28 protein-coding genes are annotated in these 22517 nt (G+C 44.4%); 26 read left to right on the plus strand and 2 right to left on the minus strand.

The annotated features are described in order from the left end of the window. Positions 1-197: 197 nt before the first annotated feature. Positions 198-929: a hypothetical protein gene (locus tag BLS59_RS29970; protein WP_091157432.1), complete on the plus strand. Its 732-nt coding sequence runs from the start codon at positions 198-200 to the stop codon at positions 927-929. A 248-nt stretch (positions 930-1177) separates the two neighbouring features. Here BLS59_RS29970 and BLS59_RS29975 read toward each other — a convergent pair whose 3' ends face one another. Next, positions 1178-1351 carry a histone H1 gene (locus tag BLS59_RS29975; protein WP_091157435.1) on the minus strand — a complete coding sequence of 58 codons (174 nt, stop codon included), beginning with the start codon at positions 1349-1351 and terminating at the stop codon, positions 1178-1180. Between the two features lie 175 nt (positions 1352-1526). Here BLS59_RS29975 and BLS59_RS29980 point away from each other — a divergent pair, with 175 nt between their 5' ends. After that, complete coding sequence (locus tag BLS59_RS29980) at positions 1527-2336, plus strand: hypothetical protein (RefSeq protein ID WP_091157438.1); 810 nt, start codon at positions 1527-1529, stop codon at positions 2334-2336. 169 nt (positions 2337-2505) lie between these two features. On the opposite strand, the gene hmpA is transcribed toward BLS59_RS29980, so the two are convergent. Beyond that, positions 2506-3720 (minus strand): NO-inducible flavohemoprotein, encoded by a 1215-nt coding sequence (gene hmpA, locus BLS59_RS29985; protein WP_240315389.1) that lies wholly within the window; start codon positions 3718-3720, stop codon positions 2506-2508. A 338-nt stretch (positions 3721-4058) separates the two neighbouring features. Here hmpA and BLS59_RS29990 point away from each other — a divergent pair, with 338 nt between their 5' ends. The 24 genes from BLS59_RS29990 (at position 4059) to BLS59_RS30100 (ending at position 21858) form a co-directional block, all read left to right on the plus strand. Then, entirely contained in the window at positions 4059-5036 is a 978-nt protein-coding gene (locus BLS59_RS29990) for a catalase family peroxidase (protein ID WP_091157510.1), read from the plus strand. A gap of 131 nt (positions 5037-5167) precedes the next feature. Then, positions 5168-5605 (plus strand): RrF2 family transcriptional regulator, encoded by a 438-nt coding sequence (locus BLS59_RS29995; RefSeq protein WP_091157441.1) that lies wholly within the window; start codon positions 5168-5170, stop codon positions 5603-5605. Positions 5606-5871: 266 nt separating this feature from the next. Further along, complete coding sequence (locus BLS59_RS30000) at positions 5872-6183, plus strand: hypothetical protein (protein WP_091157443.1); 312 nt, start codon at positions 5872-5874, stop codon at positions 6181-6183. A 2-nt stretch (positions 6184-6185) separates the two neighbouring features. Next, complete coding sequence (locus BLS59_RS30005; protein WP_091157446.1) at positions 6186-8000, plus strand: cbb3-type cytochrome c oxidase subunit I; 1815 nt, start codon at positions 6186-6188, stop codon at positions 7998-8000. 11 nt (positions 8001-8011) lie between these two features. Further along, on the plus strand, positions 8012-9040 hold the full coding sequence (locus tag BLS59_RS30010; RefSeq protein ID WP_091157449.1) for a cbb3-type cytochrome c oxidase subunit II: 1029 nt from the start codon (positions 8012-8014) through the stop codon (positions 9038-9040). A 6-nt stretch (positions 9041-9046) separates the two neighbouring features. After that, positions 9047-9376: a hypothetical protein gene (locus tag BLS59_RS30015; protein ID WP_240315390.1), complete on the plus strand. Its 330-nt coding sequence runs from the start codon at positions 9047-9049 to the stop codon at positions 9374-9376. Positions 9377-9381: 5 nt separating this feature from the next. Beyond that, positions 9382-9795, plus strand: a complete 414-nt coding sequence (locus tag BLS59_RS30020) for a cytochrome C (protein ID WP_091157451.1) — start codon at positions 9382-9384, stop codon at positions 9793-9795. Between the two features lie 36 nt (positions 9796-9831). After that, positions 9832-10116, plus strand: coding sequence for an rRNA maturation RNAse YbeY (locus BLS59_RS32635; protein WP_317039805.1), 285 nt, complete (start codon positions 9832-9834; stop codon positions 10114-10116). Between the two features lies 1 nt (position 10117). Further along, a complete protein-coding gene (locus BLS59_RS32640) occupies positions 10118-10273 on the plus strand; it encodes an rRNA maturation RNAse YbeY (protein WP_317039807.1) in 156 nt (51 codons plus the stop codon). Positions 10274-10353: 80 nt separating this feature from the next. After that, positions 10354-11388 carry a replication-associated recombination protein A gene (locus BLS59_RS30030; RefSeq protein WP_091157454.1) on the plus strand — a complete coding sequence of 345 codons (1035 nt, stop codon included), beginning with the start codon at positions 10354-10356 and terminating at the stop codon, positions 11386-11388. 312 nt (positions 11389-11700) lie between these two features. Continuing rightward, positions 11701-12084, plus strand: coding sequence for a group III truncated hemoglobin (locus BLS59_RS30035; protein ID WP_205411390.1), 384 nt, complete (start codon positions 11701-11703; stop codon positions 12082-12084). Between the two features lie 12 nt (positions 12085-12096). Then, the gene (locus tag BLS59_RS30040; RefSeq protein ID WP_091157460.1) at positions 12097-12591 is read left to right on the plus strand and encodes a hypothetical protein; all 495 of its coding nucleotides are present in this window, start codon (positions 12097-12099) and stop codon (positions 12589-12591) included. Then, positions 12572-12850, plus strand: a complete 279-nt coding sequence (locus BLS59_RS30045; RefSeq protein WP_091157463.1) for a cupin domain-containing protein — start codon at positions 12572-12574, stop codon at positions 12848-12850. Before BLS59_RS30040 ends, BLS59_RS30045 begins: the two co-directional genes overlap by 20 nt. Positions 12851-12865: 15 nt before the next feature. Further along, positions 12866-13342 carry a hemerythrin domain-containing protein gene (locus BLS59_RS30050; RefSeq protein ID WP_091157465.1) on the plus strand — a complete coding sequence of 159 codons (477 nt, stop codon included), beginning with the start codon at positions 12866-12868 and terminating at the stop codon, positions 13340-13342. Further along, on the plus strand, positions 13342-13662 hold the full coding sequence (locus BLS59_RS30055; RefSeq protein WP_091157468.1) for a 2Fe-2S iron-sulfur cluster-binding family protein: 321 nt from the start codon (positions 13342-13344) through the stop codon (positions 13660-13662). Before BLS59_RS30050 ends, BLS59_RS30055 begins: the two co-directional genes overlap by 1 nt. Positions 13663-13673: 11 nt before the next feature. Continuing rightward, positions 13674-13970: a cupin domain-containing protein gene (locus tag BLS59_RS30060; protein ID WP_091157471.1), complete on the plus strand. Its 297-nt coding sequence runs from the start codon at positions 13674-13676 to the stop codon at positions 13968-13970. 18 nt (positions 13971-13988) lie between these two features. Then, complete coding sequence (locus tag BLS59_RS30065) at positions 13989-14975, plus strand: NAD(P)/FAD-dependent oxidoreductase (RefSeq protein WP_240315391.1); 987 nt, start codon at positions 13989-13991, stop codon at positions 14973-14975. A gap of 27 nt (positions 14976-15002) precedes the next feature. After that, positions 15003-15293: a (2Fe-2S)-binding protein gene (locus BLS59_RS30070; protein ID WP_262492983.1), complete on the plus strand. Its 291-nt coding sequence runs from the start codon at positions 15003-15005 to the stop codon at positions 15291-15293. A gap of 10 nt (positions 15294-15303) precedes the next feature. Continuing rightward, the gene (locus tag BLS59_RS30075; RefSeq protein WP_091157476.1) at positions 15304-16842 is read left to right on the plus strand and encodes an FAD-dependent monooxygenase; all 1539 of its coding nucleotides are present in this window, start codon (positions 15304-15306) and stop codon (positions 16840-16842) included. 139 nt (positions 16843-16981) lie between these two features. Next, positions 16982-17287 (plus strand): LysR family transcriptional regulator, encoded by a 306-nt coding sequence (locus BLS59_RS30080; protein ID WP_091157479.1) that lies wholly within the window; start codon positions 16982-16984, stop codon positions 17285-17287. Positions 17288-17316: 29 nt separating this feature from the next. After that, positions 17317-17631: a transcriptional repressor gene (locus BLS59_RS32765; protein ID WP_091157480.1), complete on the plus strand. Its 315-nt coding sequence runs from the start codon at positions 17317-17319 to the stop codon at positions 17629-17631. A 160-nt stretch (positions 17632-17791) separates the two neighbouring features. Further along, complete coding sequence (locus BLS59_RS30090; protein ID WP_091157483.1) at positions 17792-18559, plus strand: NYN domain-containing protein; 768 nt, start codon at positions 17792-17794, stop codon at positions 18557-18559. Positions 18560-18898: 339 nt separating this feature from the next. Continuing rightward, positions 18899-20239, plus strand: a complete 1341-nt coding sequence (locus BLS59_RS30095; RefSeq protein WP_091157485.1) for a toll/interleukin-1 receptor domain-containing protein — start codon at positions 18899-18901, stop codon at positions 20237-20239. Beyond that, complete coding sequence (locus tag BLS59_RS30100; RefSeq protein ID WP_091157488.1) at positions 20239-21858, plus strand: RecQ family ATP-dependent DNA helicase; 1620 nt, start codon at positions 20239-20241, stop codon at positions 21856-21858. The genes BLS59_RS30095 and BLS59_RS30100 overlap by 1 nt, the downstream gene beginning before the upstream one ends. Positions 21859-22517 lie beyond the last annotated feature (659 nt).

Here is a 22517-nt window from a genome sequence, read left to right on the forward strand (position 1 = left end):
TTCCTCTTGGCTAAGACTAAATTTGGTCTCCATATTTGTATTTTGCTTATCCCAAATATACAAATATGTTGCATAATTAAATAATCGTTACACTACTATTTGCTGAGCAGCAGGAAGCGGAGGAACTGGACAAGGAAAACGCCGGAACGGGAACCGCCTTTTTACAAAGGCTTCGAGGGTTCCGGCAACAGTTTCCTTTGGAAAGGCAAGCCGGATTGCAGCCTGTACAGGAAGCTAATGAACAGGAAAGTCAGGAAAGTATTTTGCTGCGCTCCTTATTAGCAAGAGGAGAAGACCTCAGATCAAAAGAAGTTTTCGATATGCTGGTTGCCGAACAGGATGGACGGAAAAGATTGGGCATCCTGATTTTATTACGTGAGTTTTATCAAAGTATGGTGTCACCGGATGGCAAAAAGGCGATACCGGATTTGGAAACGGTCGACAGAAAGATTAGGCTATCCAAAGAACGTAGCCGCAGGAATTTCGTGCGCAGGGTGTATCGCAAGAACAAGCTGTTTGCATTGGAAGAAATTCGTACCCGATACCCGGACTATGAGGACGTCCTGCTTATAAAGGATTTAGCAGTTAAATCGCGAAAACCAAAGCGAAAAAAGCATAAGCCAATACTTGACCTGCGCCGCTGCCAGTTAGAAAAGCTCACTGCATTGCTACGTTCCGGCGACTTGCCTGAAGTTGAATACCATAGCGTTTGCAACCGCATCGTGATGCTTCAAAATGCCCATGACCTACGACTACCAATTCCGCTAACCGTCAAATTACAAGGCGAAACACTGGTCTATGACTTTGATTGGAAAACAAGGGAAAACATTGTTAAGTCATTTGTGGAACTGGCGAATAAACAGGGGATGACCCACGAACTATTAAAAAAACGTTACCAGGAGGTCAGGAGTTCCCCCAATAGCTTTTAGCGTTTCAAATTCCCCGGCGGCCACGGCGGAGCCGTGGCCATTGGGAGCGTGTAGTCATTTTTGGTCATTCCAGTTTAAGTTGTTGGTTTGTTCTAAGACCATTCAGCAATGGCGGGTGTAATTTGCAGCTTCAGAACGGAGGTTTACGGCGTTTGCTGTGACACAATGAAATGGCTATTCGTGATGGCCTTAACCATAAAGTCCCGCCGGTGACGGCAGGACTTTCCCAAAACAGTTTGTTAATGTGATTATTTCGTGTTCTTCTTTTCTGTTACCGCAGTCCGTACTTCCTGTGCCGCAACCTTGATTTGTTGCATGGCATTGCGGAGCCTGGTGCCTGCTGCATTATTGCCACTTTCGAATTTCTCTGCATCGGCCTCCGCTGAGGCAATGAGTTCTTTTAATTTGTTGATCTGTTCCATCGTGAATGAATTTAAATGAAATAAGTTATCGCTTTTGAATGGGCAAAGATAAGTTTTTGCATGAATTGGCATAGTAGGCGCGTAGCTGCTTCAGGATACTGAACGTATCACCGGATCGGAGAAATTTGTCGATTTCGTTGTTCGGCAAAAAAGAAGGCAGTATTTTCGCAGGCTCATGAAAACAGCTTCTGATCAACTAAAAGCGGACCTAAAGGCGCTCACGGCACAAGCCGTTCAATTATTTAACGCTATGCAAGTCGAGCAATATCCTGACCGGATGGAAGCTCATTTCGCAAATGTGCTTAAAAAGGATTATGCCGTTTTCTTGAAAACCCTACCCTCATTCGCACATACCTACCAGACTTGGTACGCTACCGCGCAGGGGGTGATCAGGCGGTTCCTGCCCGGCAGGATTACAGATTTTACCAGTCTTTATGAACCGGCAAAGAACCGCAAAGAAATCCGTCCCGATAATTATGTGATCGAAGATTATCTCAAAAATGTGGTCATCACTGCCGGATTTGACAAGAAAGTGGTTGCCTGGCCCGGCGATGCGATACCCGTTTTCCAGCAGCAAATGAATATCCTCAATTCAGTTGCCGACTGCCTGGAAAGCCGCCTTTACGACATTGACCGCCTGCTGCAGTCCGAGTTATTAGATGCAGAGCTGAATGCGGCCCGCGACCTCGCAAAAAATAAGTTTCTGCGGTCTGCAGGGGCTATCTGTAGCGTTGTGCTGATCCGGCATTTTCAGCGGATGCAGATTTACCACCAGCTAAAGTTCAGTAAAAAGAACCCGACCATTAAGGATTATAACGAATTGTTCAAGGCAAATGAAACATATACCTTCCCCGAATGGCGGTTCATTTCTTACCTCCATGATCTATGGTTCCTTTGTTGCCGCAATAAAAAAGACATGCCGACGGCAGAGCAGGTTGACGAGCTGATCGGGGGAGTGGAAAAAGTAATCAAAACATTGTTTTGATGATCACCGGAAATTTGTCCGCTACATCGCGGATTGTCCGCCAGAGTTATGGTAGGCGGCCCCAGCTCTTGACAAAGCTAAGGCCGCCTACCGCCTCAAGGCTGTGAAACAACTTCGCAATTAGGCGCTGTTGATTCACTGTATTAATGCCTTTGAGCACGACATGGGTTTAATTTAACTGTAAAGACTGTGGCCCGAACTCTTCGAAGTAGATGGATTCCTCTTTAGCGCCCATAGCCAGCAGATCCTTGTAATGCTTTTCAATGAACTGACCGGGTCCGCAGATATAAAACTCGGTATCGGGTGAGACCAGCATATCGTCTCCGAACCGTTTAAGGTCCACCCAGCCTTCATAGTGGTTATCTTCTGCATAAATACCGGCCAGATTATTATAGAAGACGTGTCTGCTGACATTGTCATGTGCAACCGCCCATTGATGTAACGTTTCTTTAAATGCATGAACCTCCTTACCCCGGCAGCCATGGATCCACGTTGCCTGACGCGGACTTCCATTATTGATCAACGATTCCATCATAGCGATCAATGGCGTTTGTCCAACTCCGCCACTGATGAATACAATTGGATTTCCGGTATTTTGCAGCGTGAAATTCCCTGCTGGCGCTGATACGTCAACGAGGTCTCCTTCGTTTACAAAGCTGTGCAGTCGGTTACTGATCATTCCATCCGGTGTTGGATGTTCCGCAGTTTCACGTTTCACGGAGATCCTATAATAAATTCCGTTTGGTGCGGTGGAGATGCTATATTGTCTCGGCTGCAATAAACCCAGTTCAGGAATAAAGAGCCGAACGCTAAGGTATTGACCGGGCAAGAAGTCCGCCACTGCCCCGCCGTCTGAGGGGTAGAGATAAAACGAAGTAATTTCATCTGATTCACGCACTTTGTCTTTTACAATAAAAGGCCGCCAGCCGGTCCATCCGCCTTTTTTCTGGATCTGTTTATTGTATAAGGATAATTCATGCTGCGACATAATGTCTGCCAATTGAAAATAAGCAGCTTCCCAGGCCTTGAGCAAGGATTCACTGGCCTGATCTTCTAATATTTCTCCAATTGCCGCTAATAAATGTCCACCCACGATAAAATAATCCTCCGGCCTGATGTCTAAGCTGATATGCTTTTGACCTATGCCGTCGAGAACCGGCATCAGTACCTCCGGATGGTCAATGTTTTCCGCATAGGCCAATACCGCGCCGGCAAGAGCCGTTTGCTGGCGCTCGTTTTGCTGGTTGCCCATATTAAATACATTTTTAAGTTCCGGATTGTGCATGAACATCCGGCTGTAAAAATGTTTGGTCAATTCTACGCCTCTTTCCCTTAAAAAGGGAACTGTCGCCTTTACTAATTCTTTCTGTGCTGCTGTGATCATAAGTCAATTTGTTTTTCTTTATTCAACGGATATTAAAACCTTTAAATCCTTTTTTATGACAAACCATTATTAGCAATTTTTCTGTTGCCATATTAAACAGGTGGTTGGAAACAATCCAGTCGAGTGGGTGTAAAAGTAGGTGCACCAACGCAACAATAAAAGATAAAAACGTCTTTTTTTAATTTGTTGCATAAATATGACGCCATACATCATTTGTGATCGCCTCCAAAAAACTGTCTTTGGCAACTTATTTTACGGCTTGTAACATAAGTTACTGTTTGTCGCTTGCCGGGAAAATAGCTTTGCATTATCATAAACAGCGTAATAAATTTAAAATCATGAAACAGAAAGCTTCATTCCTATTATTCACAGCGGTGGCACTTAGCGTCGCAGCAAGCGCCCAGATCAAAAACCAGCAGGCCACCCCAGCCCAGATGGTTGATGCCTTACACCAGGCCTTCGGAAAACATCATGCCCGTGCGGTCCACACGAAAGGTATCATCCTGGAAGGTGAGTTTGTCCCCGATCCCCAGGCGGCCACGATAACCAGGGCGGTCCACTTGCAAAAGGAAAGCAGCCAGGTTATTGTCCGCTTTTCCGATTTTGCCGGCGTACCGGACATCGCCGATAATTCAGGACTTGCGAATCCAAGGGGATTTGCAATCAAATTTAAAATGAAAGACGGCCGCACAACCGATATTGTGGGCCATAGCTTTAATGGATTTCCGACACCCAACTCGGACCAGTTCCGCGACCTGATGTTAGCCGTTGCCGCCAGCGGAAAGGAAAAGAGCAAACCGAACACGCTGGATAAGTATCTGGATAGCCACCCGGCGGCAAAAACGTTTCTTACTACCCAAAAGATACCTGCGAGCTTTGCCTCGGTTGCCTATTTTGGCGTAAACGCGTTCAAGTTCACGAACGCGAAAGGCGAATCTGTGTTCACCCGATACCAGTTTATACCAGTGAATGGGGAAAAGACACTGTCAAAAGCAGCCTATGATAAGGCGGGCCCGACCTATATGCTGAATGACATCAAAAAGCGGGTAGCGAACAGCCCGGTTATCTTTAAAATGTACGCGCAGGTGGCCGAAAAGGGAGATGTGATCGACGATCCATCCGTTGCCTGGCCCGCCAGCCGTAAGCTTGTGCTGCTGGGGACCATTAAAATTACGAAGCTTTCTTCCAATACTGTGCAGGAAGATAAAGGCTTGTTTTTCATCCCTAACAATGTGCCCGGGGGCATAACCCCCGCTGATCCGATGATCGATATCAGGTCGCAGGCTTACCCGATTTCTGTAGGCGAAAGGCAATAAGATGAAACGGACCCTGCCGTCTGTTCAACGCTTTATCTGTAGGTAAAGCGTTTTTCCGGTTTAAGCAAGCAAATAAAAAGATAAAATACTCTTTTATTATTAGGTTTTAGTCTTACCTTTGTGGCATCATTATGTCAATATTTTCAAAAACATGCGAATATGCCATGCGGTCGGTGTTCTTCATCGCTCATAAGACGGTGAATGGCAACCGTGTTGGGATCAAGGAGATTGCCGTTGGTATAGATTCACCAGAGCATTTTCTGGCCAAAATACTGCAAGATTTAAGCCGCCGGGGTATTGTGCAATCGGTAAAAGGGCCCAACGGGGGTTTTTATCTTGATGAGGAGAACCTCAACCGGCCTTTAAGCGATATAGTGGAAGCAGTGGACGGCAAAGAAATTTTTGTAGGCTGCGGTTTAGGGCTAAAGCAATGTTCGGAAAAAAATCCGTGCCCCCTGCATAACGAATTTAAGGCGATTCGCGAGCAGATCACAACAATGCTATATTCTACCTCGATCAGGGATTTTAATGAGGACTTGCTATCTGGCGCAACCTTACTCAAAAAGTAATTTTTAACCAGATAAAGGATAAAAGGGTCTTATTGTATTTTTTAATATTTGCTTTTTATTTAACGCCTTTTACTTTGTCCGGATTATTGCCCTAATGGTGTTATTACGCAGATATTCATATATATAAGTAAAGGTTAGCTATGTAAAATGTACCGCAGTTTCGTTAAAAAGTACCGTGTATTGCACTCACGGTATTACTACGTTTGCCACGGTTGTGGCACTCGTTTGCAGACACCTCTTTCATCAAATTAAACAACATTTTGTATATGAAATTTTTAGTTGCCGTTTTAGGCACCGCGCTCGGGGCGATCACTCAGCAAGTGATTGCAAAGGACGAACCGGGCACTGATAGTACTATAGAAATTATCGCTATCGCAGCGTGTGTGATTTGTCTGATTTTTCTGGCGATCAAGCTTTTTAAGAACACTATACTCCTTGATAAGGCGGCGGAGGAGGAACCTGAAAGAGGCGAGAAGTGGGTCGCCAGCCATTTAAAGGAGCTGAATTCCGATCAATTAGATACCCTGCTGAAGCAGCATGAAATTTCAAGCAAGTCCAACCACGCTCTAGAGAACTGAAAATGAAAAAATTCTATACATTAACGATCCTGTGCCTGGGTACTTTACCCGTTTTTGCTCAGGACAAAGAGACCGGCGGCTCGGTGCTGACAAATCCGGGCGTAATGATTACTATTATATTAATCCTGCTGCCTTTACTGTTTGTCGTTTATCTGGTTACAGTTAAGATCAGTCGTTTAACAAAAACCATCAGGCAAAGCAAAATAAAAGTTGACGCCAAACAGCTTGCTTCCGATTTACACGAAGTGAGTTCGGAAGAGCTCCTGCTGGAAGTGGCGAAACGGAAGCAAGCGCTGAACTTCAGTTTAAGCGACCATGAACTTACCGGGAACCTAAAGCCGGAAGACACCAAAGGGATGATCAACAACCCGGTATCCGTCGATTCGCCAAGGTTTTTCGCGTCAAAAAAGAAGTATGTAAAACGTCCGGAAATTGATCCGGCGCTAACGAAGCTGATTCTCTGGTATCTTGGAACGGCAACTTTTTATCTGGTTTTAGGAACGACTGTCGGCGAGTACCTCGGCATTAAGTTCTCAGCGCCCGATATCGACCATGTGCCCTGGCTGAGCTTTGGACGTCTGAGGCCGGTACACACCAATATGGTTTTTTGGGGCTGGTCCTCACTGGCCATGATCGGTTTAGGGTATTATGTAGTGCCCATCGTAAGCAACACACCCCTCGCAAGTATCAAACGCGGCTGGTATGGCCTCGTTCTGATCAATGCGGCCGTTATCCTCGGTACTTATTCGCTGATGGCCGGCGTGAATAACGGTGGTGGGGAATACAGGGAATATATATGGCCCATCATGCTGCTATTCGCTTTAGGGTTAGGCGTGACGCTACTCAATTACCTGCAAACCATAGCCAAGCGTAAAACGAAGGAAATATACCTATCCAATTGGTACATTGTATCCGCAGTTATGTTTACTATCGTAATCGCACTTGTCGGTTATTTGCCTTTCTGGCAAAACGGTCTCGGCGAAACTATCGCGCAGGGCTATTATATGCACCAGGCTGTAGGTATGTGGTTCATGCTGTTCAATCTGGGCCTGATCTACTATTTTTTACCTCAGCAACTCAATACCCCTATTTATTCCTACAGTCTGGGTATCCTGGCATTCTGGAGCCAGATCCTGTTCTATACGCTGATCGGTTCACATCACTTTATATTCAGCGCGATCCCGTGGTGGCTGCAAACCGTGGCCATCATCGGCAGTATGGGGATGCTTATTCCCGTTGCTGCCGGAACGACCAATTTCCTGATGACCTTTCGCAGCAGCTGGCATAAAATTGGCAGCAGCTATACCCTGCCGTTTTACCTGGTGGGTATCATATTTTATTTTACCGGCTCCTATCAGGGGACGGCTGAAGCCTTCCGTACTTCAAACCTGTACTGGCACTTTACGGATTTTACAGTGGCACACTCGCATATCACCATGTACGGGATCATCGCATTTATGCTTTGGGCCGGTATCTACACGCTTGTGCCGAGACTTACGAATAAGGAGCCGAGGCAGGGTTTGGTCGGGGCGCATTTTTGGCTGGCATTTTTAGGCATCCTTTTTTATGCGGTTCCACTGATGATCGGCGCAACTTTGAAAGGACAGCTTTGGATCGACGGCAAACCGTTTATCGATGGCGTCGTACTGATGGCCCCTTACTGGCTGTGGCGCGCGATCGGAGGCTCCCTGATGTGGTTTTCACACCTCATCTTTGCCTATAACTTGTACACGATGGTCCATAAAAAGCAGGAGGCTGATTTGAAGACGGCCGTATTTGAAGAATTAAAGAAAATCCCTGACACCAGCAATATCTAAGACAGAGCCCGATGGAAATTTATAATAATCACAAAATACTTTACATAGCGGCGTTATCCCTTTTTGTGGGCTTAACCTTATTTGCCGCCGTCATACCCGCATACGAGGTAGACCAGACTACCGTTCCTTTACCCAAGAGCCAACCGCTCAGCAATGACGCGACTTTGGGCAAGGCTGTTTTTATAAGAGAAGGCTGCGTGGCCTGCCATAGCCAGCAGGTACGTAACGTGGATATGGATAAGATGTGGGGAAACCGGCCGAGTATCGCCGCCGACTATGCAAGACTTACCCGGACAGATGTCTGGAGAAATACCGCCTCATTAATGGGTTCCGAACGCACAGGTCCCGATCTGACCAATATAGGCAGCCGCCAGCCGAGCATTGACTGGAATTTTCTGCACCTGTATAATCCGCGTTCCGTAGTTTCCGCTTCCGTTATGCCGGCTTATCCCTGGTTGTTCGAAGAAAAGGAATATCCATATCCGGAGGACATTGTGGTAAACGTTCCGGACGAGTTTAAAAAAGGAGTTACCGGTAAGATTGTAGCTACAGCGGACGCGCGACATTTAGTTGCCTTTCTGCAGTCATTAAAGCAGGTCGATCTTCCGGATGGCAAACCGGTACCCATTTTCCTGAACACGAATGCAGCATCAGCTAAAGCAGAACCGGCTGGAACCACCAGCAAGCTTAATACGGAGCTTGACGGGAAAGCGCTTTATGCCCAAAACTGCCAGGCATGCCACCAGGAAAACGGACAGGGACTTGTCGGAGCCTTCCCGCCGCTTAAAGATAGCAAAGTGGTTGCCGACCAAAACCCGGAGGTCCACTTTACCATCATTATGAATGGCTATAACGGCCGTGTCAGCGAGGGGTATGGCGTAATGCCGCCGGTTGGTACAAATAATAATCTTAAACCCGAAGAGATCGCCGCCATTATGAATTACGAGCGTACCAGTTGGGGAAATAAGGGAAGAAAAGTGACCGTCACCGAAATCAAAGAGATGTTTAACAAAACCAAAACAGCAAAGACCTCAAAATAGCATATCATGAATAATACAGTAAAACTCAACTCAGCGGATCGCAGGCAATATGGCAGCAAAGCATTGTCAGCACTTTGGAAACAGTTAACCTGCATATTAGCCGCCGGATTATTTGGTATCGGCCAGGCCGTTGCCTGCGATGCCTGCCAAAAGCAACAGCCGAAGTTATTTCAGGGCATAACGCATGGCGCGGGTCCCTCCAGCAACTGGGACTATGTGATCGTAGCGGTGATGACAATTGTTACCCTGTACACATTATACGCAACAGTTAAGCGCATTGTAAGGCCCGCCGAGAAGGAAACTAACCATATTAAAAACATGATATTTAATCAGTAAACAGCATGGATGAGAAAAGTAATGTAACGCTATTTATTGATGAGGAACAACAGCCCATTGGGACATTCGCTGCACCTATAGCTTTCGACCTTGACACCAAAAAGATGACAGACGGCCGGCATGTGCTGAAAGTTGTCAGTAAAGATCACCGGGGCAAAGAAGGCATTAAATTGATCAACTTCACCGTCAGGAACGGTCCGGCCATATCTATCGAGGGGCTGAAGAATGAGCAGGTGGTAGATGGCGTTGTTCCCCTGATGATCAATGCTTATGGAAAGGGTGATCAAAAAACCTTCATGCTGCATGGTAGCGAGACGCCCCGAAGCATGCCCTTTTGGATCGTGGTGCTCCTGATCATGTTTGTGGCATGGGCAATCTATTTTCATATTACCTCCGGCAGCATACAGCTGACAAAGTAGAACAGGGGGAAGTATTGAATCCAGCTATAAATTGAAATGCCGGCTATCCAATTTTTTGAAGAGGATATTTCCTATAGACTGAAGGGTAAATCGAAGGTTAGGCAGTGGCTAATTGCTGCCATTGTTGCGGAAGGCTATAAACTAAGTGAGCTCAGTTACATATTTTGTTCTGACGCCTATTTGCTGCAGATCAATGAACAATATCTGGATCATGATACTTATACAGATGTGATCAGCTTTGATCATTCAGTAGAAGAAGATAAAATAGGGCGATATCTTTATTTCAATTCCGCGTATTCAGGAAAACGCCCGGAAGTTTAAAGTGAGTGACACGGAAGAATTACACCGTGTAATTATCCACGGAACACTCCATTTACTGGGTTATACCGACAAATCTGTCGCAGCGAAAAAAAGAATGAGGAAAAAAGAAGATTTCTATTTGGCAATGCGGCGAAATCCGGTTGCTGTAATAAAGTAAGCCGCACGAGCAAAGCCAAAACAAGTGAAAAATAAACGTTTCATATATCCATATGAACCCGCACATTTCAAATCTCATCAATGAATAACCTGCCACCATTAGCTGAACGCATGCGCCCCAAATGCTTGCATGACTATTTGGGGCAGGAACACCTTGTTGGTAAAAAAGGCGTTTTGCGTAAAACTATGGAGAGCGGCTCCTTACCCTCGATGCTGTTTTGCGGGCCGCCCGGTGTGGGTAAAACCACGCTGGCCAATATTATATCAGCATCATTAAATCGCCCCCTCATCACCCTGAACGCTGTAAAATCTGGCGTGAAAGATGTACGCGAAGCAATCGAAAAGGCATACCATCTGAAAGAACAGGATGAAGTATTACCGATTCTGTTTATCGATGAGATCCACCGTCTTTCCAAGCCGCAACAGGATTCCCTGTTGGGAGCGGTTGAACGCGGAATACTTACGCTAATAGGTGCGACAACTGAAAATCCTTCGTTTGTGATCATCCCTTCCCTGCTCTCCCGATGCCAGGCTTTCATCTGGGAATATCTGGAAGAACGGGACCTGCTCGGCCTGCTCGAAAAAGCCATAAAGGAAGATGTTGTGTTGAATGAAAAAAGTATCGACATAAAAGAACACGAAGCGCTGTTGTGCATAAGCGGAGGAGATGCGCAAAAACTACTGAATATTTTTGAGCTGCTGGTGAACCAACTCGGCGATGATAAAATAGTGCTTACTAATGATGTCGTAATGCACGCCGTAAAGCAAAACATAGCGTATTATGATCAGGCCGGTGAACGGCACCAGGATGTTATTTCGGCGTTCATGCATAGTATGCGTGGCAGCGATCCTAATGGCACTGTTTACTGGTTGGCCCGCATGCTGGAAGCTGGCGAAGATCCGCGCTTTATCGCACGGCGGATGCTGATACTGGCATCAGAAGATATTGGTAATGCCAATCCTAATGCGCTGCTCCTGGCACAAAGCTGCTTACAATCCGTACAGGCAATAGGGATGCCCGAGTCGCAATTGATATTGAGCCAAACGGCTATTTACCTTGCTACATCTTCAAAGAGTAACTCCGAAACTACGGCTATGGGAAGGCAATTCGCCTGATGGAAGCAGGCGATGCATCGAAATACGCTCCTGATCCTTATTTTGTTCCAATATTTCAAATCTAAAATATCTCAGAAAGAGTTTTAAAGTAACATTTCTGAAAAATTGCCTGGCATGATCCGTTTCAGTTTGCAATTGACTGCGTAGCTCTTCTGAATTTGATATTGCTTCTGCCCACTAGTTGAATAAGAGAGATGCTGTAATAATAAAAGATGAATTTGTCTTTTATTATTGGATTTAGTGCTATCTTTGTCGATAAGAGATAAAAAGATATTAATATTTTGTATTTAAAATTTTCATTCGATTGACGAAATGAAACAGATAGAAGGAATTGAAGACATCACGCTTTTTGTGGACGAGTTTTATAACAAGGTAAGAATGGACGATTTCATCGGACCGATTTTCAATGAAGCAATTGATGACTGGTCACATCATCTGGAAAAGCTCTATGCCTTTTGGAATGCCGCACTCTTTGGTGTGCCGGGATTTCGTGGTAATCCATTCGCCAAGCATGCGCCGCTCCCTATTGGCCCGGATCATTTCGACCGGTGGTTGAAGCTTTTTTTCGAAACCATCGACGCACATTTTGAGGGAGTCGTTGCAGCGGATGCGAAAAACAGGGCAGAATTAATGGCTTTCATGTTTCTTAACCGGTTATCTCAAATGAATGGTGACCCAGGCAAGGTGATTGTTTAAATATTTTAATTTATGAAAGAGCGTACCATCTTATCGATCCGGGTTATCATAGTCATCTTCTGGCTCGGATTTTTTATGTCGATCAGCTTTATGGAGGCCCCTTTGAAGTTTACGGCACCTGGCCTGCGCATGCAAACGGGGGTAGCTATCGGTCAGATCGTTTTCCACGCGCTTAAATGCGAACTATTTTTTCTGCTGGCGTTAGTTGTGACTTTTTGTATCAGGCGGTCGGTATCCTATGGCTGGCAGGGCGTCGTCCTGGTCACTGCAATTTTATTCATCGAAACCATATGGTTGTTACCTGCCCTGAATGAAAGCGCCGTCCGGTTTATGGCGGGTAAACCTGCCAGCCGGGAATACCTTCATTGGCTGTTTCTTTTGCAGGAAACTGTAAAGGTTCCCGTTTTGCTCGGAATCGGCTGGTACAATTTAAAACAAAAAGATCTCATTAATCAAATAAACTATGAACACGCTAACGCCCTTCAACATGACCGAGCTACTACATAACGACCATTACAAAATAGCAACCATAGAATTGGCGGCAGGAACGAATATGCCGAGGCATTTTTCGGATTGCGAAGGATTTCTAATTGTAGAAAAAGGCAGTGCGCTATTAATCTACCCTGGGCAGACCTTTGAACTGAGTTCGGGAAGTAATTTGAGTATTCCCCCTAACGAGCACCACTTGATTAAAGTGATTGAAGACTTTAAGGCATATCTCGTCCTGGGCAACAAATCATCGGTCACCTTTCCAAACTTATCATAAACAAAACTGATTGCAATGCCCATAAAAAGGAGCAAATATATTATTGAGCTGTCCAAGGATCATCATTCCGGCTTACTATTTTGCTGGAAAATAAAGGAAGGCCTGAAACAAAATACTGCTTTAGAGCGGATCAATAAATACGTCAATTATTTCTGGGAGAATCATCTTAAAGCACATTTTTCGGAAGAGGACTTTCTTTTGTTCAGCCGAATTGACGACCCGCTTACCAGCCAGGGAAAAAATGAGCATACGATGATCACTTTGCTGCTGAGTAAAATTAATGATGCTGAAGGCAACAATTCAGCCGCTTACGAACAGTTTGCGGAATACCTGACCCGGCATATCCGGTTTGAAGAAAGAGTATTGTTTCCCTTCCTTGAACAGGAGCTTCCTGACCACGTGCTGACTTACATCGGAAATTATCTGGCCAAACAACATGAAACGCCGTTCAAAGATAATTTCGAAGATGAATTCTGGCTTGAAAGAAGGTGATGGACCATACTGAACTTACTATTCGCATAACAGCCGAAGGACAGGAAAGTACCGTACTGACCAAGTCACATGAATACCGCAGCCTGATGCATCTGATAACAGATAAGCTGTTCCTTGACGGTTTTGGCGAATGTGGCGGTATGGGAAAATGCGGAACATGCATCGTCGAGATTACTTCATGCACCGGATTGCCCACTGCATTAGAGCGGAATGAATGTACAACATTAGAAAGAGCAGGAAAAACTCGGGACAATCTCAGATTGTCCTGCCAGATTCTTATAGATGAATCAATTAATGAATTAATTATCAATATACCTTAAAAATTAAAGTCATGACCATACAAGAAGTAAAACAGGAGATTCCGGCAGCTACCAAGCCCATTGTTAAAGTCCTGCGTAAAACAGATAGTACCAAAATCATCGTACTGGGTTTTAACCAGGGCGTTACCCTGAAAGAACACGAAACCAATGTACCTGCCAAACTGGTAGTTATCGAGGGCCAGGTGCAATATCGGGAAGGCGATAAATCAGTCATTCTTAAGCAGTATGACGAACTGGAAATACCTGTAAATATTTTGCACTCTGTTGAGGGTATTCAGCAAAGTATTTGTCTGCTCATCCACGGGTAACATGATTCACACGGATATATGCATTATAGGTGCAGGCCCGTCGGCCTCTTTGCAGTTTTTGAAGCCGGGCTTTTGAAAATGCGCTGCCATGTGGTGGATGTTTTGCAGCAGGTTGGCGGACAACTGGCCGAGGTTTACCCATCCAAGCCTATCTATGATATCCCCGGATATCCAGAAATTCAGGCCCGGCAGCTGATTGAACGTTTGATGGAACAAATTGCATCCTTCAGGCCTGGCTATACACTCGGCGAACGGGTGGAGTCCGTTGAGCGGCAAACCGATGGATCATTAGTTATAGCTACCAACGATGGCACACAAATCGCCTGCAAGGTGTTGGTTATAGCCGCCGGGCTGGGCTGTTTTGAACCCCGGAAGCCGAACATTGATGATCTTTCCAAATATGAAGGCCATGGCGTATCGTATATGATAAAAGATCATAACGTGTTTGAAAACAAAAAGGTTGTGCTTGCGGGTGGCGGTGATGCTGCGCTTGACTGGGCTATCCTATTGGCTGACATAGCGCAAAAAATAACGCTGGTGCACCGGGGAAACACTTTCAGAGGTTCACCCGATTCTGCCCAAAAAGTAGTTGACCTTGCAAAACAAGGCAAGATGGACCTGATCCTGGAATCAAATTTGATCGCTGTCAATGGACAAGAGTCGTTAGAATCAGTGCTGTTGGAAGGGCGTGATAAATCCATTACCGAGCTGCAGGCGGACTATCTTATCCCGCTGTTTGGATTAAGTCCCCACCTGGGGCCTATAACAAACTGGCAACTCAGCATTGACAAGTCCGCAATACCTGTTAACCCGGTAGACTACTCGACCGATAGCGAGCGCATATACGCCATTGGCGATATTAATACCTACCCGGGCAAATTAAATTTGATCCTGTGCGGGTTTCATGAGGCTGCACTAATGGCGCAAAGTGCATTCAAATACGTGTTTCCCGATCAAAAACTGAGTTTCAAGTACACGACGGTCTACGGAAAACCAACAATCTGAGCAATGATTAATATAACGATTCAAAATATTGAGGAGGAGACGGCAGTACTCGACGTCCAGCAATTTGAAGGACACAGTCTGATGGAAGCTTTAAAAAGCAGCGGTTATGATTTATTGGCTGCCTGCGGCGGGATGGCCCTTTGCGCCAGTTGTAGGATAGAGATAGAAAAAGGCATTGGAGCACTTGCAGAACCATTCGGTCAGGAACTGGATACCCTGGACGTTTTACCCGATGCTGCCATAAGCAGCCGCCTCTCCTGCCAGCTCAAAGTAAACCAAGAAATGGACGGGATGCATATCCGTATCCCCAAATCTTAAGCGCTGACAAATGGTAGAAGCCCAAGTAATTGTAATCGGTGCCGGTCCGACCGGACTAATGGCAGCCTGTCAACTCGCCCGTTTCGGTATTAAGGTGATCGTTATCGACAAAAAAAGCGGGATCAACCTGCAGTCCCGCGCCTTGCTGGTGACCGCGAGGAGTTTGGAGGTTTACCAGCAGATGGGCCTTTCAGGGCAGGTCATCAATGGAGGTAGCCCAGTCGGCCATATTTCGGTATTCTTCAATAACCAAGAAAAAATAAAGCTAAAAACTAATCTATACCAGGATGATGTTTCAGCTTTCCCATGCTTCCATATTTTTGAGCAATCGAGGAATGAGGAATTGCTGCTGGCCCACTTTGAAGCGCTGGGCGGGCGTGTCATGTGGGATACAGAGATGCAAGACCTCGTGCAGGGTGCTACGACCGTCACCGTTTGTGCAAAACAACTCACGCGTGATATTGAATTAGTGATAATCGGCCGGTACCTGATCGGTTGTGACGGTGCACGAAGCTGCGCCAGGCATTTATTAAAATTAGCGTTCTCCGGAGGCACCTATGAAAAAATGTTTTATGTTATCGACGCCAAAATTAATACCAGTATGCCGGCTGAAACGGTTATCGCCGCGCCTGGTAAATCTGATTTTGTGGCGTTTTTTCCGATGAGGGGCAGCAATATCTACCGGATCTTAGGATCGATAAACCATAAGCTTTCCGGCGGTGATTGCTACGATGAGCAAGAACTACGAAAATGGGTCTGCCGAAACTCACCTTTTCCGATAGAATTGGGCGAAATTAACTGGTCATCTGTTTATCAACTGCATCACCGGTCAGTAAAGTCGTTTCGGGTCGATAAATGTTTTTTAGCCGGAGATGCGGCCCATATTCATAGTCCGGCGGGTGGACAGGGTATGAATGCCGGCCTTCAGGACGCTTACAATTTATCGTGGAAACTCGCTGCTGTACTTAATGGATATACAGGGCCGGGTATCCTAGAGTCCTATAACCACGAGCGGTTGCCATTCGCGCGGTGGCTGATCAAGTTTACTGATCGCTTGTTTAATCTAATGATGAGCAGTCAGCCGGTTATCGCTTTTTTCAGAAGCCATATTCTTCCGTTCATAATCACAAAATTAGCTGGTGGGCGATATCGGGAAAAAGGATTCTACAAATCACTTTCACAAATTTGGCTCCATTACAGGAAAAGCGCGCTTTCAGAATCTTATACAACACAGCCTCTTACATTCCGGGCCGGTGACAGATGTCCTTATGTTTCTTATACCTATCAGGAAAGGCCCATAGATTTATATAGCCTCCTGACTTCGGCGAATTTTCACCTGGTTATTATCAGTGACGAACAAGAATTTCCTGCTATTCCTGAAAGACTCAAGCCATTATTAAAAATAGTCAACGTTCCTCTCTGTCAGGATTGGCATCGGTTGGGTGTCAAAAAGAAACTATACCTGCTGATCAGGCCGGATAACTATATCGCAATGCTAAGCGACATTTTCGACCCGGAAGTTTTGAAACGCTATTTCGATAAATTCTGAATGATGGGCTCGATATGTATCCACCGCACGAATGGCATTATAAATATTATTGATGACATCATCAATTCAATTGATTTGATTGATTTAGTAAAATCAGGCAGATTTGATATCAATGTAAATCTAGAGCGCCGCATCAATTATGAGCATAAAACAATACGAATATTTAGTTGCCTTGGCTGAAACAGGTAGTTTTCTTAAGGCTGCAAAAAGATGTTGTACTGGTCAGCCAACCTTGAGCATTCAAATAAAAAAGCTGGAGCAAACATTAGGCGTAATAATTTTTGACCGGTCCAGGCAACCTGTAAAATTAACGGAAATTGGGCAGCCAGTCCTTGAACAAATCCGCGTGGTACTGGAGCATGTCAACGTGCTCAAAAGCATAGCGAACCGAAGGACACCACCATATGAAAGAAATAATTCCTTGGAAGAAAAGTCGATAATCTGATACCCGCGCATATTAATTAATTGCAAGCCATGGAAAGTGAACCAGTTTTTTTAGCCGTCAAAAAACAATGCAGAATCAGCGGCGTATTTCTTTCCCCCAAGAAAGAGATCATAGCGCGATATCTTTCTACGCATGAAAATTACATTAATGCGGAAGAAATATGGAACAGAATCAGGGCGGATCGCGAACGCTGCAGTATTACAACAGTTTACCAAGCACTCAGGTGGTTCGAAATGCACAAAATTGTTAACATGGTTAATGACCGTAGCCAGAAGAAAAGGTACGTTTTAAGCGATGAGATCATGTTGTCATCCCGAGAATTCGCATATGTATGTAGGAAATGACACGTTGACTTTAAGTTCGTTCTATTGGGAAAAACTTAAAGATTGGAGAGGGAATATTTTATTAAATAACTCGTGCCAGTACGTATCTAAACCTTGAAAATCTAAGGGTTTACCATATGTAATACGTTGCAATAATATAACTTTGGTTAATCAGCATAATATGGAAAAAATTGAAAGAATGGCCATTCTGGTCGATGGCGACAATGCGCAGGCTAAATTGTTGAAAGATATACTTGACGAAGTTGCGAAATATGGAAAAGTAACCATTCGACGTATTTACGGTGATTGGACGACTACTCATATGAATAGTTGGAAGGCGCTATTGAACGATTTATCATTTACACCGATGCAAAAGTTCAGTTACACGAATGGAAAAAACTCTACCGATGGCGCATTGATCATTGATGCGATGGATATTCTGCACGCGGGATTGATTGATGGCTTTTGCATTGTGTCAAGTGATAGTGACTATACGGGGCTTGCCAAAAGAATTCGGGAAGAAGGAGTATTTGTAATGGGTATCGGCGTTAATACAACACCATCAGCCTTTGTAAACTCATGTGAAGTATTTACCTACATAGAAAATATAGTTCAGGAACCCATTATTGAGAAAAGGATAATTGAATCCTCCGAAAAAGCGGGAACCAAAAAATCTAAAGCGAAAAGTAAAGATGAAAGTTCGTCAGCTAAGTTTCCGAAAGTACCGGTTGAGAAAATTGATAAGGCTTACTTTATGTCAACTCCAGAAGATACAGGAATTTACGTTTCACAGTTAGGCTTAAACCTTCGAAAAACTGACCCGAGCTTCGATTCTCGGGCATATGGGTTTCAAGCACTGTCTTACTTGCTAAAAGGCATCCGAGACTATGAGGTTTATAAAAACGACCAAAATTCACATCTAATGGTAAAACGAAAGGATAATAAGTAAACTCAAAAAGAACTGCATGCAATTCGTTTCCGTAAAGCAAAAGTTATAGGCCTGCCAACGATACTTTCGCAAATAATTGTAACAGACTTGATGAAAACCAGATAATAAATAGTTATCTATTGTTGGCTGTTAATATCATCATGCATCGTGGGACTACGAATTATCGCTCATTTGTCTTATTAAAATTCTTAGAAGAAGATTTTTACCGAATAAAAAAATGCAGGAGATTAAGCGGCCAAGTCGGCTCCGAATATTTAGTTTGCCCGCTTATATAAGCGAATATTTAAATAGCCTTTTCGAAATAAGTACATATCTTTAACATAAATCTTATCGCAAAATATGGCCTCCGAAAATAAAACCAAAGTTTTTATTTCCTACTCATGGGATAATGAGGATCATAAAAAATGGGTGATAACGCTTGCCGACCTGATTGATGCTAACGGTGGTGCCGCCATTGTTGACCGTAATAATTTACCATTCGGCGGCCACATTAAATCCTTTATGCTCAGTAGTATCATGAACTCTGATATTGTCCTGATGATCCTGACCCCGAATTATAAACGTAAGGCCGATGCCTATGAGGGCGGCGCGGGTTATGAGTACCTCATCATCAACGACGATCTATTTAAGATCATCACAAAAAATGAAAAATATATACCGATCATAAGGCAGGGGGACCTGCACAGTAGCGCCACAAATTTCTTGCAGGGTTTTAACTGTCTTGACCTCCGGGATGGCAAGGATTATGAGGAAAACCTCGAAAAGCTGATCAAGCAGATACTCAAACCAGCCACCGTGCCCATTACAAATCCTACGCCTAAAATCCAACTGATGGAAAATAAATACAAAGATGTAAGCCTGGTTTCGCCGGAGATCATCAACAAATCGCTTGAATATTTTAAACAATTATTCATTACGGATGATCTGCCGGAGGATAAGGAAAGGCTATCAAAAATCGTCAGGGAATGGGAAACGGAAATAGCCCGGTATAATACCTCTTTCGTAGAGCTGTTCAGCCCGTCCGTGATGCTGAAATATGAGGATTACATTGAAGATTTTAAGTACAAGAAATTTGCTAAGGATCTATGGACGGTTGGCGCAGCGTTAAAAACCCGCGATCCTGACCTGGCTAAATATAAAATGCACTACCGGGATTCGGATGCGGAAGAAATATATACTACGGTGGACGGTATCATCAAGGCGGCGCAACATTACGCAGAAACCGAACGGGAAAGAATTGATTACCCGCACCTGGCGTCTATCGCTGACTTGCATATGGATTTTTTGGACGAGGATGGGATGTTTATGAACAGGATCATTGGCTTTGGTATCCGTTCGGAAATATTGCATCGTTATTTTCCCGCTTACTTCCCCATCATGACCCAGCCCAATCTTTGGGCGATGTATTTTATATACGAACGGGATAACGAGTTTATTACCGTGGAGAACAGGACAAGGACAAAGAAGATGCGGGTATCGCATAACTGGCAATATCCCTATGACCGCTTTGCGTACCTGATGAATGTGATCGCCAGCGAACTTACAAGCTGGTTTGGTGCTTATGGTATTACCTTAAATCCCGAATACAGGTTCGGTTATGTAAATAAGTTTTTATCAAAAATTACCGACTTGCACAAATCTGATATCCGGTTGTTGCATGAATGGGTAGATAGCGAGTGATGGATTTACTGTTAGATAAATATAAGAGTCATTTTACGGATATTCCGTCTTTGTACGACTATCAATCGGACGTATTGGGCAGGCTGTATAGAAAGCAGAATACGCTGGCCATCATACCGACTGGCGGCGGCAAATCCTTAATATATCAGCTGATCGCGCTGGACTTAGAGGGAGTTACTTTGGTAATACAGCCCTTAATAGCCCTGATGAACGAACAGGTAGGTGAATTAAATAATGTCAGGAACATTCCCGCGTTGGCGCTTAATTCCAATCTGAACTTTGAAGACCAACGGGAAATTTTAAGGCATCTGGACGATAATAGCTACAAGTTGATTTACCTTTCCCCCGAGCGGTTGCAAAACCCTTTTTTCCGGGCTGCGCTCTTAGCCTCAGGTATCAAAATATCTATGATTGTTGTTGATGAAGCACACTGTATCAGCCAATGGGGTAATAGTTTCCGGCCGGATTATGGTCAGATCAATTCGTTCCTGGAATTTCTGCGAACCAAAGGGCACCAGCCGACCGTACTTTGCCTGACAGCCACCTTGTCGGAACTGGCCAGGAATGATATTGCTGCGGAATTTGAGGTTTCGCCGGAGAATATCGTTAAAAAAGATATCATACGAACCAACCTTGACCTGCACTTTAAAGAAGTGGAGCACGAGGACGAGAAAGGCGGTGTATTAGCAGATTTCCTTGCAGAATACAAACCCCAAAAAACGATAGTTTATCTTTACAGCCAGCCCAAATGTGAAGCCTACGCGGAAGAATTTAGCGGCACTTATCGGGCGGATTACTACCACTCTGGGGTAGAAGCCGAAGAAAAGGAGGATGTCTATTATAATTTTCTGCATAACCATTTAGATATTTTATTTGCCACGACCGCCTTTGGGATGGGAATCAATATACCTGATATTGATTGTGTCGCCCATTTACAGATACCAAATTCGGTTGAAGAATATTACCAACAGGTCGGTCGGGGCTGGCGTAAGAAAACGGAAGCCAAAATTTGCCGTTGCCTGGCAGTATGGAGCGCAACGAATTTTGATCGCCGCATAAAGGAAGCAAAGGCGCAGAAGTTTACCGCCGACCATTTAAAAAAAGCTTTTCGGGCACTGACCGGCAGTGCAAAGATCAAAACTGTAGGCCAGATCATTACCAAAAATAAGGACGCCCTATTAAATTCCAAATTACAACTGCAGTTGCTTCGCTATAAACTGGAGAAGCATGGCGTGATCAAAACGGTTGGTGAGTTGAACGGCTCCCCCTTATCTATTGAATTTCATCAGGACACCCCCTTGTGGGAGCGGATCGTTGCTGCGGCAAGCGGTGGTCCTGATAGTTTTGTATATGTCAGCAAGGAATTGGGCGTATCACTGGATGAGATCATTACCCATCTTTTTGAGCAGGATTTGATCGGGAATATTAAAAAGCTGCCTGCCATGAAAAAGGATGTGTTTTTTGAAATGCTAATGCTGGAATTCGACGAGAATATTGCACAGGCGATCATTGATGAAATTAACCAGGAGGTTGACTTTAAAGTAACGCGGTTGGATGAATTGTGGGAATTGTTCACCTGCAAGGACAAATTGCAGATGCTCGAAAGGTTATTAAAATAAACAAAAATAGTAGCTATTACACGCTTGGGAGCCACACGACGAAGAAACGAAAATAGGTATTCACCGGTGCAACCTAGATAAGATGTGGTTTGATACTTTCGTGTATTCCCTCTGAGAAAAACTCTCGGTAAGCTTATTGCGGCATAGCGGACAGACTAGGAAACAATAAGAAAAAAATTGACCTGAAATCGCCCCCTTATAATACTAACCTTTCTTTTGGTATTAATGACATTCTACACTTCATAGAAAAGTGTTTCCAGTATTAGCGGCTCGTGTAATCCTTTTATCATCACTGTTTCCCCATATCCGTGCTGACACATTGATCTTTCTGAGGAGGACCAGCATTTCGTATGCATACTGGATATTATGTGAACATGTGCCATTTGATGAATAGAATGTTGTTTTCTTCCCTGGCCTTACTTTTTCTCAGTTCGGACACTAGCTTCCTCCATTCTGGCCGGTTAAAGTCTTTTGCAGAGAAATCCTCGCGGTAGATCCCCTTAACATTAATAGTGTTTGTTTCACATTATTTCAGCAACCGGTTTTATTGTTCGGGCAATGAGTAGCCCCTTCTTTTTTATTCATCAGTGCTTACACGGACGTATAAATAAGCTAATTTCATAAGAGTAACTATTGGATTATGATTATCTAACAACCAA

Source organism: Mucilaginibacter pineti (assembly GCF_900101875.1).
Classification (GTDB): domain Bacteria; phylum Bacteroidota; class Bacteroidia; order Sphingobacteriales; family Sphingobacteriaceae; genus Mucilaginibacter; species Mucilaginibacter pineti.

What these genes read in the sequence shown, in the direction of transcription:
- BLS59_RS29975 (WP_091157435.1), bottom strand. Translation starts at nt 1,351, where the DNA reads ATGGAACAGATCAACAAATTAAAAGAACTCATTGCCTCAGCGGAGGCC.
- BLS59_RS29980 (WP_091157438.1), top strand. Translation starts at nt 1,527, where the DNA reads ATGAAAACAGCTTCTGATCAACTAAAAGCGGACCTAAAGGCGCTCACG.
- hmpA (WP_240315389.1), bottom strand. Translation starts at nt 3,720, where the DNA reads ATGATCACAGCAGCACAGAAAGAATTAGTAAAGGCGACAGTTCCCTTT.
- BLS59_RS29990 (WP_091157510.1), top strand. Translation starts at nt 4,059, where the DNA reads ATGAAACAGAAAGCTTCATTCCTATTATTCACAGCGGTGGCACTTAGC.
- BLS59_RS29995 (WP_091157441.1), top strand. Translation starts at nt 5,168, where the DNA reads ATGTCAATATTTTCAAAAACATGCGAATATGCCATGCGGTCGGTGTTC.
- BLS59_RS30000 (WP_091157443.1), top strand. Translation starts at nt 5,872, where the DNA reads ATGAAATTTTTAGTTGCCGTTTTAGGCACCGCGCTCGGGGCGATCACT.
- BLS59_RS30005 (WP_091157446.1), top strand. Translation starts at nt 6,186, where the DNA reads ATGAAAAAATTCTATACATTAACGATCCTGTGCCTGGGTACTTTACCC.
- BLS59_RS30010 (WP_091157449.1), top strand. Translation starts at nt 8,012, where the DNA reads ATGGAAATTTATAATAATCACAAAATACTTTACATAGCGGCGTTATCC.
- BLS59_RS30015 (WP_240315390.1), top strand. Translation starts at nt 9,047, where the DNA reads ATGAATAATACAGTAAAACTCAACTCAGCGGATCGCAGGCAATATGGC.
- BLS59_RS30020 (WP_091157451.1), top strand. Translation starts at nt 9,382, where the DNA reads ATGGATGAGAAAAGTAATGTAACGCTATTTATTGATGAGGAACAACAG.
- BLS59_RS32635 (WP_317039805.1), top strand. Translation starts at nt 9,832, where the DNA reads ATGCCGGCTATCCAATTTTTTGAAGAGGATATTTCCTATAGACTGAAG.
- BLS59_RS30030 (WP_091157454.1), top strand. Translation starts at nt 10,354, where the DNA reads ATGAATAACCTGCCACCATTAGCTGAACGCATGCGCCCCAAATGCTTG.
- BLS59_RS30035 (WP_205411390.1), top strand. Translation starts at nt 11,701, where the DNA reads ATGAAACAGATAGAAGGAATTGAAGACATCACGCTTTTTGTGGACGAG.
- BLS59_RS30040 (WP_091157460.1), top strand. Translation starts at nt 12,097, where the DNA reads ATGAAAGAGCGTACCATCTTATCGATCCGGGTTATCATAGTCATCTTC.
- BLS59_RS30045 (WP_091157463.1), top strand. Translation starts at nt 12,572, where the DNA reads ATGACCGAGCTACTACATAACGACCATTACAAAATAGCAACCATAGAA.
- BLS59_RS30050 (WP_091157465.1), top strand. Translation starts at nt 12,866, where the DNA reads ATGCCCATAAAAAGGAGCAAATATATTATTGAGCTGTCCAAGGATCAT.
- BLS59_RS30055 (WP_091157468.1), top strand. Translation starts at nt 13,342, where the DNA reads ATGGACCATACTGAACTTACTATTCGCATAACAGCCGAAGGACAGGAA.
- BLS59_RS30060 (WP_091157471.1), top strand. Translation starts at nt 13,674, where the DNA reads ATGACCATACAAGAAGTAAAACAGGAGATTCCGGCAGCTACCAAGCCC.
- BLS59_RS30065 (WP_240315391.1), top strand. Translation starts at nt 13,989, where the DNA reads ATGCATTATAGGTGCAGGCCCGTCGGCCTCTTTGCAGTTTTTGAAGCC.
- BLS59_RS30075 (WP_091157476.1), top strand. Translation starts at nt 15,304, where the DNA reads ATGGTAGAAGCCCAAGTAATTGTAATCGGTGCCGGTCCGACCGGACTA.
- BLS59_RS30080 (WP_091157479.1), top strand. Translation starts at nt 16,982, where the DNA reads ATGAGCATAAAACAATACGAATATTTAGTTGCCTTGGCTGAAACAGGT.
- BLS59_RS32765 (WP_091157480.1), top strand. Translation starts at nt 17,317, where the DNA reads ATGGAAAGTGAACCAGTTTTTTTAGCCGTCAAAAAACAATGCAGAATC.
- BLS59_RS30090 (WP_091157483.1), top strand. Translation starts at nt 17,792, where the DNA reads ATGGAAAAAATTGAAAGAATGGCCATTCTGGTCGATGGCGACAATGCG.
- BLS59_RS30095 (WP_091157485.1), top strand. Translation starts at nt 18,899, where the DNA reads ATGGCCTCCGAAAATAAAACCAAAGTTTTTATTTCCTACTCATGGGAT.
- BLS59_RS30100 (WP_091157488.1), top strand. Translation starts at nt 20,239, where the DNA reads ATGGATTTACTGTTAGATAAATATAAGAGTCATTTTACGGATATTCCG.